This is a genomic window from Duganella sp. OV510 (assembly GCF_900100205.1).
Classification (GTDB): domain Bacteria; phylum Pseudomonadota; class Gammaproteobacteria; order Burkholderiales; family Burkholderiaceae_D; genus Rugamonas.
Genome location: NZ_FNEQ01000004.1, coordinates 35,273 through 47,878, shown reverse-complemented (window position 1 = coordinate 47,878; position 12,606 = coordinate 35,273). Strand labels below are relative to the sequence as shown.

The following is a 12,606-nucleotide window of genomic DNA, read 5'->3' as shown; positions in this document are numbered from 1 at the left end:
TTTTCTGAGGAGATCCCATGCGCGCCTTCTGGACCTTGGTACACCGATATCTCGGCCTGCTGACCGCAGGCTTTTTGTTCATCAGCGGCGTCACCGGCGCCATCATTTCGTGGGACCACGAGCTGGACGACTTGCTCAATCCGCACCTGATGGAAGCCCACACGCCCGGCACGCCGCAGCCTTCGCTGGAACTGGCCCGGCAGGTCGAAGCGCGCTACCCGAAAATCTTGGTGTCCTTCATCCCGATCCAGATCGAGAAGGGCGAGGCGGTGGCGTTTGGCGTGTCGCCGCGCGTCAATCCGGCCACCGGAAAATTATATGAGCCTGGCTTCAACCAGGTGTTTGTCGACCCTGTCAGCGGCGCCGAACTGGGTAAGCGCGAATGGGGCGCGGTGTGGCCGATTACCAAGGAAACCTTTGTCTCCTTCCTGTATCGCCTGCATTACACGCTGCATATTCCGGAAATGTGGGGCATCGACCGCTGGGGTTTATGGCTGATGGGCGGTATTGCCATGATCTGGGTGGTGGATAGTTTTGTCGGTTTCTATTTGACTCTGCCGTTGCGTCGTAAAGAAGCCAGCAAACCATGGATGCAACGCTGGAAACCGGCCTGGAAAGTACGCTGGAATAGCGGCAGCAATAAACTGAATTTCGATTTGCACCGCGCATTCAGTTTGTGGACGTGGGGATTATTGCTGATTCTTGCCTTTACCGCATTCTCGCTGAATCTGTATAGCGAAATCTTTTACCCGGTAATGAGCAAGATCTCAAAAGTAACGCCTACGCCATTCGATGTTATTCCTATGGCTGAATTGAATAAACCACATACGCCAAAAGTTGAATATGCCGGCGTGGTGGAAACTGCGGCGCAGGAGGCGGTAAAGCGCAACTGGGAAGAGCCAGTCGGCGCTGTTTTCTATACCAATGCATTTAATGTGTATGGCGTGAGTTTCTATAAACCTGGCGACGATCACGGCTCCGGCGGCGTAGGCCCGGCTTATCTGTATTACGACGGCGCCAACGGCAAGCTGCTGGGCGAGCGTCTGCCATGGAAAGGCACGGCGGCCGATATCTTCGTCCAGGCGCAATTCCCGCTGCACTCCGGCCGCATCCTCGGCCTGCCGGGCCGTATCCTGATTTCGGTGATGGGTGTGGTGGTGGCCATGCTGAGCGTGACCGGTGTGATTATCTGGTGGCGCAAACGCGCATCGCGCGTGGTGACTGCGGAGCGTCGCGCGGGCGATCTGGTGGAGGCTTGATGTGAGTACGTGCCAGAAATTGGCACGTACCCGCTAATTTCGAGCGTGAGTTACTGCAAGCGGCGGTCGCCGGCGGCCTTGAATTCGGAGCCGGCGTTCCAGGTAGGTGTGACGCCCTGGGCGATATCCAGTCCCACCTGGAACAGCAGCTGGATATCCTGCACGCCGCCGCTGAAGTCCCAGTCGGTGCGGAAACTGTCGGTCACCTGATGATAGTCGTGGGTGAAATAGTTGTTCACAACGTCGGTAGCGTAGTTATCCGGCTTATTCAAATAGCCGCTGCGTGCCTTGGTGTATAAAACCGGCACGCCAGCGCGCGCCAATTCCAATTGATCCGCGCGATAGAAACTGCCTAGTTCAGGGCGCGAATCTTTTTCCATTAAACGACCCTGCGCCTTGGCATATTTCTCCAGCAATCCATCGATGCTGGAATGGCCAGAGGTGACGTTTTCAATCTGCCGCGTTTTGCCCCAGGCATTAATACCATCGATATTAATATTGGCAACCGTTTTTTTCAGCGGATAAAGCGGATGTGCGGCATAATATCTGGCGCCAAGCAGGCCTTTCTCTTCGGCAGTGGTGGCAATAAATAGCACGGAGCGTTTAGGCGCTTGTGGCAGGGCTTTATACGCCTTGGCCAGCTCCAGCAATGCCGAAACGCCCGAAGCATTATCCAGCGCGCCGTAATAAATCTTGCCGGTTTTACCGTCCACGCCTAAGTGATCCCAGTGGGCGCTGTAAATGACATAGTCGTTTTTCAGCTTGGGATCGCTGCCTTCGATTTTCGCCACCACGTTATTGGAATTTACCGTGCGCGAAATATTCTCGACCTTGAAGTCGGCCGTGCCTTTCAGGCTGACCGGGCGGAAGTCTCTGGTCAGCGCCTGTTTTTTAAGCGTGTCGAAATCGTAGCCGGCGGCGGCCAGCATGGCCTTGGCCTTGTCCAGCTGGACCCAGCCCGGCACCGCTGGCGCGTCCGGATCGTCACCCTCGCGCAGCAGGCTGAACTGCTCGCTATTGCCGCCGCTGCGCACCACGTCCCATGGGTAGGCGGCAGGTTTCGTTTCATGAATGATAATGGCGGCTGCCGCGCCCAGCTTGGCGGCGATTTCGTATTTATAGGTCCAGCGGCCGTAGTACGTCATGGCCTTGCCCTTGAACATGGCCGGGTCCAGCTCGGCCGGATTGTTCGGATCGGGAATGGCCGGATCGTTAATCAGCATCAGGATGGTCTTGCCACGCACGTCAACGCCCTTGTAATCATCCCAGCCGTACTCCGGCGCCTGCACACCATAGCCGACGAACACGATTTCCGAGTTGTTGACGTTGACGGTCGATGGCTGGCTGGTCGAATGCGCAACAAAATCGTCTTCAAACTTCAGCGCGACTTTCTGGCCGTTGATGGCGTAACTGAAGCTGGGTGTGGGTTTCTGGCCGCGCATCGGCACCGCCTGCACCCAGCTACCATCCGGATTACCGGGCTTCAGGCCCAGCTTCTTGAATTCCTGCTGCAGGTAGGCGACGGTTTTGGCCTCGCCGGGCGTGCCGGGGGCGCGGCCTTCAAACGCATCGGAGGCCAGGGTTTTGATGTGCGCGGTCAGGTCTTGCGCGGAAATGGCGTTCAGCGCCTTGGCCGGCGCTTGGGCGAGTGCGGGCAGGGTGCTCAGCGCGAGCGTGGTTAGCAACAGGGGACGTAGAGGGGACATAGGCTGGGGCTCCGGTGCGGTGAAAAAATCGAGTTTCGCATAGATCAAGGTTTTAAGGCCCTGCTCAGGCGGGAAAAACGCCATCGGTGTACTATGCTGTTGCTCGAATGAACAGTTCCCTTGAGAGAAAGCCGTCATGTCCCGTTTTGTCCGTGTCACCCGATTGCTGGCGCCGTTTCTGGCGCTGATCGCGCTGCTGTTGCAGCCCGCCCGCGCTGCGGATGAGTTCCTCGATCCGTCGGAGGCGTTCAAGTTTTCGGCGCGCATGGTGGATGGGCATACGGCGGCGGTGACGTTCCAGATCGCCGACGGTTATTATATGTACCGCGAGCGCTTCAAGTTCAGCGCGCAGGGCGCCAAGTTGGGCGTGCCGCAGATCCCGCCAGGCAAGGTGCATTACGACGAGACGTTTGCCAAGGATGTGGAGACGTATCGCAAAAGCGTGACCATTACGCTGGCGGTGGAGGGCAACGGTCCATTCACGTTGCAGGTCGGCGGGCAAGGCTGCTCCGAGAAGGGCTTGTGCTATGCGCCGCAGGATTACAAAGCGTCGCTGAGCGCCAGCGGATCGGTGCCGATTCCGGCGGCACAAACTGCCAAGCCGGGGGCGGCGCCGTCTGCGGTGGTCCCGGTCGGTGCCGGTACGACCAACGCTGCGGGCGCATCCGCTTCGGCTGGCGCGCGCACTGCCATCGGGGCGGCCGGCGCGAGCCGCGTTGGTGAAGCTGTCGCGACCGGTGCAGGTGCCGGCGCGCCCGGTGCGGCCGGGCAGGGCGCAGTCAACCAGGGCGTCGATGGCGGCAAGGCCGCTGTGCTGACGCCGGGCGTCAAGATTTACACCGTGCCTAACCCAACCGCCACCGACATCGTCCCGCCAGCCCCGGTCGCAGCGCCGGCCGCGTCGGCGCCGGTCAACGAATCCGGCCGCCTGGAAGCCGCACTGAAATCCGGCAAACTGCTGGTCATCCTGCCGCTGTTCGCCTTGCTGGGCCTGGGCCTGTCGTTCACGCCATGTGTGCTGCCGATGGTGCCCATCCTGTCCTCGATCATCGTCGGCGAAGGCGCGAATACTACGCGCAGCCGTGGCCTGATGCTGTCGGCAACCTACTCGCTGGGCATGGCGCTGGTCTACACCGCGCTGGGCGTGGCGGCCGGCCTGGCTGGCGAAGGCCTGGCCAGCGCGCTGCAAAATCCATGGGTGCTGGGCGCCTTCGCGCTGCTGATGGCTGTGTTGTCGCTGTCGATGTTCGGCTTCTACGAACTGCAAGTGCCGGCCGCGCTGCAAAACAAGCTGAGCGCTGCCTCCAACCGCCAGAGCTCCGGCAAGCTGGCCGGCGTGTTCATCATGGGTGCGATTTCTGCACTGATCGTCGGCCCATGCGTGGCCGCGCCGCTGGCCGCCGCCCTGGTCTACATCAGCCAGTCGCGCGATGTGGTGATCGGCGGCGCTGCGCTGTTTGCCATGGCGGTCGGCATGAGCGTGCCGCTGCTGCTGGTTGGCGTCTCGGCCGGCGCGCTGTTGCCGAAAGCTGGCGCGTGGATGGACAACGTCAAACGCTTCTTCGGCGTGCTGATGCTGGCGGTCGGCTGGTGGCTGGTGTCGCCGGTGCTGCCGGGCGCCGTGCAGATGATGGGCTGGGCCCTCCTGCTGGTCGGCTACGGCATGTATCTGCTGCTAAATAACGGACAATGGATCGCAAAATCGCTCGGCGTGATCGTCGCCGTGCTGGGCGTCATGCAGCTGGTCGGCGTAGTCAGCGGCGGCCGTGATCCGCTGGCACCGCTGGCCCACTTAACCGGCAAAGGCCACGAAACGCCGCTGGCCTTCCAGCGCGTCAAGACCGTGCAGCAACTGGACGCCATGCTGGCGCAAACCGGCGGCAAGACCGTGATGCTGGATTTCTACGCCGACTGGTGCGTGTCCTGCAAGGAAATGGAAAAATTCACCTTCGTCGATACGAACGTGCGCGCCAAGCTGGCCAACACCTTGCTGCTGCAAGTCGACGTCACCGCCAACGATGACGACGACAAGGCCATGCTGAAACGCTTCGGCCTGTTTGGCCCGCCCGGCATCATCCTGTTCGATAAGCAGGGCAAGGAAATCCCTAACTCGCGCGTGATCGGCTTCCAGGATGCGGCGAAATTCACCGCATCCCTGTCCGCACTGAACTGATCAGCCCTGGCGTGGCGCTGGGCCGCCCCAGCCTTCGTGATGGCCATGGCCCCAGCCGCCACGCTGGCCGTGGCCGCGACGACCATGTTCACCGCGCGGGCCGCGCAAACCGTGCTCATCAAACAGCGTCTGCTGCGCCGGATTCAATTGCGCATAGAAGGTGGTGACCGCCTTCACGCGGGTTTCGAGGAACGCCTCGCGCTTCTTGGTCATGTCCAGCGCCAGGTTCAGGCGTTCCGGCGCGGTCAGCTTGTTCATCGGCTTGCGTTCCGGACGCTGGCCATCGAAAGCCGCAGGCTTGATGGCGGCCTGATAACTGGCCCAGGCCGATTCCTGCTGCGCGGTCAGCTTCAGCAAATCATGCAGACGCGCCTGGCGCTTGGCGTACATATCGGCCATCTTCACCTGCATCTGTTCCCTGTTCGGATGCGGATGAGCGCCGTGCGGCTTCTGCGCTGGCTGGGTTTCCTGAGCATGCGCTGCGGCCATGCCCAGCACGGTGAAACCGATCAGTATGCTTTTACGTAAGATGTTCATGGTCGTTCCTTCATTGTTGAGGGTTCATCAATCGCCGCACCGGATGTGTGCTGCGTTGGAGACCATATTGGCCCTCGAAGGTTGCTAGTACGTTGCTCTGGTGCCGGTTTTTGTATCCAGATGTTAAGCACCAAAGCCCATATACAAGACGATACAATTGCCGCATGGTCTTCAATGGATAATGACGGCATGGAACCCACATCAACTATCTTAATTGTCGATGACGATCGCGACATCCGCACCTTGCTGGCGGATTACCTGGAGTCGAACGGCTACCGCGCGCTGTGCGCGCCCGATGGCGCCGCCATGTGGAAGCTGCTGGACGAAGGCCGTCCGGAGCTGGTCGTGCTTGATCTCAACCTGCCAGGCGACGACGGCCTGACCTTGTGCCGCAAGCTGCGCGCCCACTCGACCCTGCCGGTGATCATGCTGACTGCCCGCAACGAGCCGCTGGACCGCATCCTCGGCCTGGAAATGGGCGCCGACGATTACCTGCCGAAGCCGTTCGAGCCGCGCGAGCTGCTGGCGCGCATCCGCAGCGTCCTGCGCCGCAGCAACGCCATGCCGGTCGGCGTTGGCGCCGACAAGGCGCAGCAAATGAAATTCTCCGGCTGGACACTCGATCTGACCGCGCGCCACCTGCTTAATCCGGATGGCATCGTCATCATGCTGTCGGGCGCCGAGTTCCGCCTGCTGAAGGTGTTCCTTGAACATCCGAACCGCGTGCTCAACCGCGACCAGCTGCTGAACCTGACGCAAGGCCGCGACGCTGATCCGTTCGACCGCTCGATCGACATCCAGATCAGCCGCTTGCGGCAAAAGCTGGGCGAAGACGCACGCATGCCGCAAATCATCAAGACTGTGCGCAACGGCGGCTACGTGCTGGCCGGCCAGGTGACGGTGGAGCCACAAGCGTGAAAGCCTTCCTCGGTTCGATGACCGGGCGCGTGTTCCTGGTCCTGCTGCTGGGTATCGTCGCTTCGGCGGCGCTGACCCAGTGGCTGGCCGTCAACGAACGCACCCGCGCGCTGGAGCGCTACCGCGACTTCCACGCGCTTGAACGGGCCGAGCAACTGATCACCACCGCCGACGTCATGCCGGAAAGCGCGCGCCCGACCTTCCTGGTTGCTGCCGCGCGTGGCACGGTCAAGCTGGAGATGAGCGACACGCCGCAGCTGCCAACGCTGCCGCCGACCGAATTCTCCACCGCGCTGCAACAGCGCCTGGGCGAGCGCTACAAGCTGATCCCGCTGAACGAGCATCCAGCTGCCTGCGACCAGCCGCGCCAGACCACCAGCCTGTTTGCCTCCAGCCAGTGGCGCGGCACTTGCGAAACCATGAACGTGCGCCTGTACGACGGCCAGATCCTCAAGCTGTCGGTGCTGCCACCGCGCCAGGCGCCAGCCTCGGCCAACAGCGAGCTGTTGTCGCTGGCGCCGTTCCTGCTGTCGATCGCCTTCCTTGCCTACTGGGTGGCGCGCATGTCGATGCGTCCGCTGAAGCGCCTGGCGCAAGCGGCCAAGGATCTCGGCAACGACATCAACCACGCGCCGGTGGTGCTCAGCGGCGCTTCTGAGATCCGCCAGGCCAGCGCTGCCTTCAACGCCATGCAGGCGCGTATCCGCCAGCACATCACCCAGCGCACGCAGATGCTGGCCGCCATCACCCACGACTTGCAGACGCCGCTGACGCGGCTACGCCTGCGGCTCGAAAAAGTCGACGACAAGGAATTACAGCAGCGTCTGATTGACGATCTGTCGGCCATGCAGCAAATGGTCAAGGAAGGGCTGGACCTGGCGCGCAGCATGGATTCCAGCGAAACCATGCAGGCGCTGGACCTGGACGCGCTGCTCGACAGCGTCTGCAGCGACGCTTCCGACGTCGGCCAACAGGTTGAACTGCGTGGCCGCGCCGCCATGGCGCTGATGGGCCGGCCGCTGGCGATCCGCCGCTGCCTGGTCAACCTGATTGATAACGCCGTCAAATATGGTCGCTATGCCAACGTGACGGTGGAGCGCCTGGTGGGCTCGGCGCGCATCAGTATCCGCGACGGCGGCCCGGGCATTGCGCCGGACCAGATGGCACGGGTGTTCGAACCGTTCTATCGCATCGAAACTTCGCGGTCGCGCGAATCCGGCGGCACGGGGCTGGGCTTGACCATCGCCCGCAATATCGCTGAACAGCACGGCGCTGCCGTCACCCTGGCCAACCATAAGGACGGCGGGCTGGAGGTGACACTCGTGGTGCCGGAATACTACGCAGGCAACTGATCTACCTCATGAGAAAAAACTGTCCGGCGTAATACGGGTGCAGTTTTTCTCATGGATACTATGCGACAATATTCCGCCCATGCACGGCGGCAATATTTTTCGACGGCAAAATTATTATTAAAATGAAAAAATCTTCCTTAGCATCCCTGATCGGCGCAATCGTGGTAGTGGGCGGCGGCATCTGGTACGCGACGCATGGTGGCGACCATCCGCCGACCGGCAGCAAAATGAACAACAACGCGCCGCAAGGGCCAACCACGGTCAGCATCGTCGCGCCGAAAAAACAGGATGTGCCGGTGACGCTGCAGGCGAATGGTACGGTCACGCCGATCAGCACGGTGGACCTGCACCCGCAGACCACCAGCACCATTGCCAAAGTGCATATCAAGGAAGGGCAGTTCGTCAAATCCGGCGAACTGATGTTCACGCTGGACGACCGCAGCGAGCGCGCCAATCTGGACAAGGCGCAAGCGCAGGTCGAACGCGACCGCGCCTCGCTGGCCGACTACGAGCGCCAGTACCAGCGCGCCACCGAATTGCTGGACAAAAAATTCATCGCCCAGGGCGCGGTGGATACGCTGAAAGCCCAGGTCGACTCGGCCCGCGCCTTGTTGCAGGCCGACATCGCCGCCGTGCGCTCGGCTGGCGTCGACGCCAGCTACACCGCGATCCGCGCGCCGATGAACGGCCGCGTCGGCGCCATCAACGTCTATCCGGGCAGCCTGGTGCAGATGACCACCTTGCTGACTTCGGTAACCCAGCTGGATCCGATCACGGTGGCGTTCACGCTGCCGGAAACCGCGCTGGCTGGCCTGATGGCGGCGCAGCGCGAAGGCGCAGTGCCGGTGCAGGTGACGCTGGACAATTCCAGCGTGGCGGTCAACGGCAAGCTCAGCTTCATTGACAACACCGTCGACCCGGTGGCCGGCGTGATCCGCGTCAAGGCCCAGTTCGACAACAAGGACACCAGCCTGTGGCCAGGCCAGTACGTCAACACCAAGCTGATTTCGCAGGTGCTGAAAGATGCGACGGTGATTCCGCAAAACGCTATCATTAGCAATACCCGCGGCACGTTTGTGTACGCGGTGGACAAGGACCATTCCGCCAAGGTGGTCAACATCAAGCGTCTGTATGCCTTTGGCGAAAGTGCCGCCGTGTCGGGACTGAATGGCGATGAACAGGTAATCGTCGACGGCAAGCAGAACCTGCGGCCGGGCGGCAAGGTGCGCATCGCGGCGGCGGACAAGCCGGCCGATGCCAAGGCTGATGGTCCTAAGCAGAAAGGCTAAGCGATGAACCTTTCCGAGTTGTGCATCCGCCGCCCGGTGATGGTGGTGCTGTTGTCGGCCACGCTGATCCTGGCGGGCGTGCTGTCCTACTTCTACATCCCGGTGGCTGCGCTGCCGAGTTACAACACGCCGGTGATCAACGTTTCGGCCGACCTGCCGGGCGCTTCGCCGGACACCATGGCCTCGTCGGTGGCGCTGCCGCTGGAGAAGCAGTTCTCGACCATTGCCGGCCTATCGCTGATTACCTCCACCAACACGCTGGGCAACTCCTCGCTGACGCTGGAGTTCGATCCCAGCATCAACGTCAACGAAGCGGCGGTTGACGTGCAGGCGGCGCTGTTGCGCGCCCAGCGCCAGTTGCCGATCGAGATGACGGACCTGCCGTCCTACCGCAAGGTCAATCCGGCCGACGCGCCGGTGCTGTTCATGACCATGAACTCGCCGTCACTGAGCCTGTCGGAGCTGAATGATTACGCCGAGAATCTGATCGCGCCTAGCCTGTCGACGCTGCCTGGCGTGGCGCAGGTGTCGGTCAACGGCCAGAAACGCTTTGCCGTGCGCGTCCGCGCCAAGTCGGACCTGATGAACGCGCGCAACCTGACGCTGCAAGAGCTGCAGGATGCAATCAAGTCGGCCAACGCCAACACGCCGCTGGGCATTCTCGACGGACCGAAGCAGACACTGACCATCACCGGCAACGCCCAGCTGATGAAAGCCGCCGACTACGCCGAGCTGATCGTCGCCCAGCGCAATGGCGAGCCGGTGCGCCTGAAGGATGTGGCCGAAGTGCAGGATAGCTTCCAGTCGACCAAGGCGGCCGGCAGCTACAACGGCGAGCGCTCCATCGTGCTGCTGGTGCAGCGCCAGCCGGATGCGAATACCGTGCAGGTGGTGGACGGCGTGCGCCGCCTGCTGCCGCAGTTCAAGGCGCAGCTGCCGGCGTCGATCAACATCAACCTGGTCAACGACCGTTCGGTGTCGATCCGCGAAGCGATCCACGACGTCAACCTGACGCTGCTGCTGACCATCTTCCTGGTGGTGATGGTGATCTTCCTGTTCCTGCGCCGCGCCGCTGCGACGTTTATCCCGGCAATCACCATGCCGATCTCGCTGCTGGGCGCGCTGGCGCTGCTGTATGCGTTTGGCTACTCGCTGGACAACGTCTCGCTGCTGGGCATTACGCTCGCGGTCGGCCTGGTGGTCGATGACGCCATCGTGGTGCTGGAAAACATTGTGCGCCACATCGAGATGGGCAAGCGGCCGCTGGAAGCTTCGCTGGTGGGCGCCAAGGAAATGGGCTTCACGATTATTTCGATTTCCGTGTCGCTGGTGGCGGTGTTCATTCCGATCTTCTTCATGCCGGGCGTGATCGGCCTGATGTTCCACGAATTCGCCGTGGTGGTGGCGTTGTCGGTGCTGGTGTCGGCGGCGGTGTCGCTGATGCTGGTGCCGATGCTGGCCAGCCGCATGCTGCCGGCCGACGCCATCGATCCAGAGCACGACAAAGGCAACTTCCTCGGCCGCTGGTTCGAAGCCGGCTTCGGCGCGCTGCGCGACTTCTACGCCCGTACGCTGGACACCGCGCTGCATTATCGCTACATCGTGTTGCTGCTGGCGCTGGGCACCTTCGCGCTGACGGCGGTGCTGTATATCACCATCCCGAAAGGCTTCTTCCCGGAGGAAGACCTGGGGCAGATCCGCGTCAACACCGAAGCGTCGGAAGATATCTCGTCGGCCTCGCTGATGGAGTTGCAGGAGAAGGTCGCCGCCGTCATCAAGGCCGATCCGAACGTGCAGGACGTGACTTCCTTCGTCGGCGGCGGCAATACCGGCCGCATGTTCCTGGTGCTGAAACCGCGCAGCGAACGCCAGAAGATGCCGCAAGTGCTGGACAGCCTGCGCAAGGCCACCAAGCAGGTGCCGGGCATTGCCGTCTACCTGAGCCCGGTGCAGAACTTGCAGCTGGGCGGCCGCCAGTCGAAGTCGCGCTACCAGTACACGCTGCAATCGGTCAGTCCCGGCGCGCTGAATGAGTGGGCCGACAAATACATGGAGCGCATGCGCGCCGATCCGGACTTCCGCGACGTCACCAGCGACTCGCAGAACAAGGGGCTGCAAGCGTCGCTGAAAATCGACCGCGACAAGGCCAACAACCTCGGCGTGGCAATCGGCGACATCCGCACCGCGCTGTACCTGGCCTTTGGCGAGCGCCAGGTATCGACGATCTACTCGCCGGCCGCCAGCTACTACGTGATCCTGGAAGCGGCCGACGCCGACCGCCAGTTCGACAGCGCGCTGACGCGGATCTCGGTGCGCAACAAGACTGGCCAGCTGGTGCAGCTGTCCAGCTTTGCCACGGTGGAACGCACCATCGGCCCTACCGCCGTCAACCACCAGGGCCAGTTGCAGGCGATCACGCTGTCGTTCAACCTGGCGCCGGACGTGCCGCTGGGCACGGCCACCGCCAAGATCGACGCCTGGGGCGCCGACATGCGCCTGCCGCCATCGATCATCACCAACTACGGCGGCGACGCGGCGGTGTTCCAGAGCTCGCAGGGCAGCCAGCTGATCCTGATTATCGCCGCGCTGGGCGTCATCTACGTGCTGCTGGGCGTGCTGTATGAGAGCTACATCCACCCGCTGACCATCCTGGCCGGCCTGCCGTCGGCGGCGGTGGGGGCGCTGATTACGCTGCGGCTGTTCAATCTGGACCTGACCATGATCGCCATCATCGGCATCCTGATGCTGATCGGTATCGTCAAGAAGAACGCCATCATGATGATCGACTTCGCGCTGCACGCGCAGCGCAACGAGGGGCTGACGCCGGAAGTGGCGATACGCCAGGCTTGTATCCTGCGTTTCCGCCCGATCATGATGACCACCATGGCGGCGCTGATGGGCGCGCTGCCGATCGCGCTGGGCCTGGGCGCCGGCGCCGAACTGCGCCAGCCGCTGGGCCTGGCCGTGGTGGGCGGCCTGATCTTCTCGCAAGTGATCACGCTGTACATCACGCCGGTGATCTACCTGTTCCTCGACAAATACAGCGGCACCGGGCCGATGAGCGACGTGGAAATCGCCGCCGATGCCGCCATCGCGCCAGCCGGCCACGAAGCGGTGCATCCGCTGCCGTTGAAGACGGTAAATAAGCATTGAAAATCACGCACCGGGAACGGCGGCCCCACATCCTTACGCATCGGTAATTTGTTAAACGCCGCCAGCGTCGGCCGATGTGGTGTGCCGAACACAGCAAGGCGGCGCTGCGTTCTATGATAGGGAAACCAGCGCTCCGGGTGTCAAATCGTTGATACTTTGCAAAGCAATTGATACATACAGTAACACCCGTCAAGAGCTGAAACTTGTAAAGTAGACAGT

The 12,606-nt window shown here is 62.0% G+C and carries 8 protein-coding genes; 6 read left to right on the top strand and 2 right to left on the bottom strand.

Going from position 1 to position 12,606, the window contains the following annotated elements; translation table 11 throughout:
- Positions 1 to 17 precede the first annotated feature (17 nt).
- A complete protein-coding gene (locus BLS51_RS12465; protein WP_090192431.1) occupies positions 18 to 1,259 on the top strand; it encodes a PepSY-associated TM helix domain-containing protein in 1,242 nt (413 codons plus the stop codon).
- A 50-nt stretch (positions 1,260 to 1,309) separates the two neighbouring features.
- On the opposite strand, the gene BLS51_RS12460 is transcribed toward BLS51_RS12465, so the two are convergent.
- Positions 1,310 to 2,965, bottom strand: coding sequence for a M20/M25/M40 family metallo-hydrolase (locus tag BLS51_RS12460; RefSeq protein ID WP_090192430.1), 1,656 nt, complete (start codon positions 2,963 to 2,965; stop codon positions 1,310 to 1,312).
- A gap of 136 nt (positions 2,966 to 3,101) precedes the next feature.
- Between BLS51_RS12460 and dsbD the strand changes: the two genes are divergently transcribed.
- On the top strand, positions 3,102 to 5,138 hold the full coding sequence (gene dsbD, locus BLS51_RS12455) for a protein-disulfide reductase DsbD (RefSeq protein ID WP_090192429.1): 2,037 nt from the start codon (positions 3,102 to 3,104) through the stop codon (positions 5,136 to 5,138).
- Here dsbD and BLS51_RS12450 read toward each other — a convergent pair whose 3' ends face one another.
- Positions 5,139 to 5,675 carry a Spy/CpxP family protein refolding chaperone gene (locus BLS51_RS12450; RefSeq protein ID WP_090192428.1) on the bottom strand — a complete coding sequence of 179 codons (537 nt, stop codon included), beginning with the start codon at positions 5,673 to 5,675 and terminating at the stop codon, positions 5,139 to 5,141.
- A 189-nt stretch (positions 5,676 to 5,864) separates the two neighbouring features.
- Here BLS51_RS12450 and BLS51_RS12445 point away from each other — a divergent pair, with 189 nt between their 5' ends.
- The 4 genes from BLS51_RS12445 (at position 5,865) to BLS51_RS12430 (ending at position 12,387) form a co-directional block, all read left to right on the top strand.
- The gene (locus BLS51_RS12445; protein ID WP_090192457.1) at positions 5,865 to 6,593 is read left to right on the top strand and encodes a response regulator; all 729 of its coding nucleotides are present in this window, start codon (positions 5,865 to 5,867) and stop codon (positions 6,591 to 6,593) included.
- On the top strand, positions 6,590 to 7,945 hold the full coding sequence (locus BLS51_RS12440; RefSeq protein ID WP_175472568.1) for an ATP-binding protein: 1,356 nt from the start codon (positions 6,590 to 6,592) through the stop codon (positions 7,943 to 7,945). The genes BLS51_RS12445 and BLS51_RS12440 overlap by 4 nt, the downstream gene beginning before the upstream one ends.
- A 122-nt stretch (positions 7,946 to 8,067) precedes the next feature.
- A complete protein-coding gene (locus tag BLS51_RS12435) occupies positions 8,068 to 9,234 on the top strand; it encodes an efflux RND transporter periplasmic adaptor subunit (RefSeq protein ID WP_090192427.1) in 1,167 nt (388 codons plus the stop codon).
- A gap of 3 nt (positions 9,235 to 9,237) precedes the next feature.
- Positions 9,238 to 12,387: an efflux RND transporter permease subunit gene (locus BLS51_RS12430; protein ID WP_090192426.1), complete on the top strand. Its 3,150-nt coding sequence runs from the start codon at positions 9,238 to 9,240 to the stop codon at positions 12,385 to 12,387.
- Positions 12,388 to 12,606 lie beyond the last annotated feature (219 nt).

Coding starts and splice junctions, on each gene's coding strand:
- BLS51_RS12465 (WP_090192431.1), top strand. CDS start 18: ATGCGCGCCTTCTGGACCTTGGTACACCGATATCTCGGCCTGCTGACC.
- BLS51_RS12460 (WP_090192430.1), bottom strand. CDS start 2,965: ATGTCCCCTCTACGTCCCCTGTTGCTAACCACGCTCGCGCTGAGCACC.
- dsbD (WP_090192429.1), top strand. CDS start 3,102: ATGTCCCGTTTTGTCCGTGTCACCCGATTGCTGGCGCCGTTTCTGGCG.
- BLS51_RS12450 (WP_090192428.1), bottom strand. CDS start 5,675: ATGAACATCTTACGTAAAAGCATACTGATCGGTTTCACCGTGCTGGGC.
- BLS51_RS12445 (WP_090192457.1), top strand. CDS start 5,865: ATGGAACCCACATCAACTATCTTAATTGTCGATGACGATCGCGACATC.
- BLS51_RS12435 (WP_090192427.1), top strand. CDS start 8,068: ATGAAAAAATCTTCCTTAGCATCCCTGATCGGCGCAATCGTGGTAGTG.
- BLS51_RS12430 (WP_090192426.1), top strand. CDS start 9,238: ATGAACCTTTCCGAGTTGTGCATCCGCCGCCCGGTGATGGTGGTGCTG.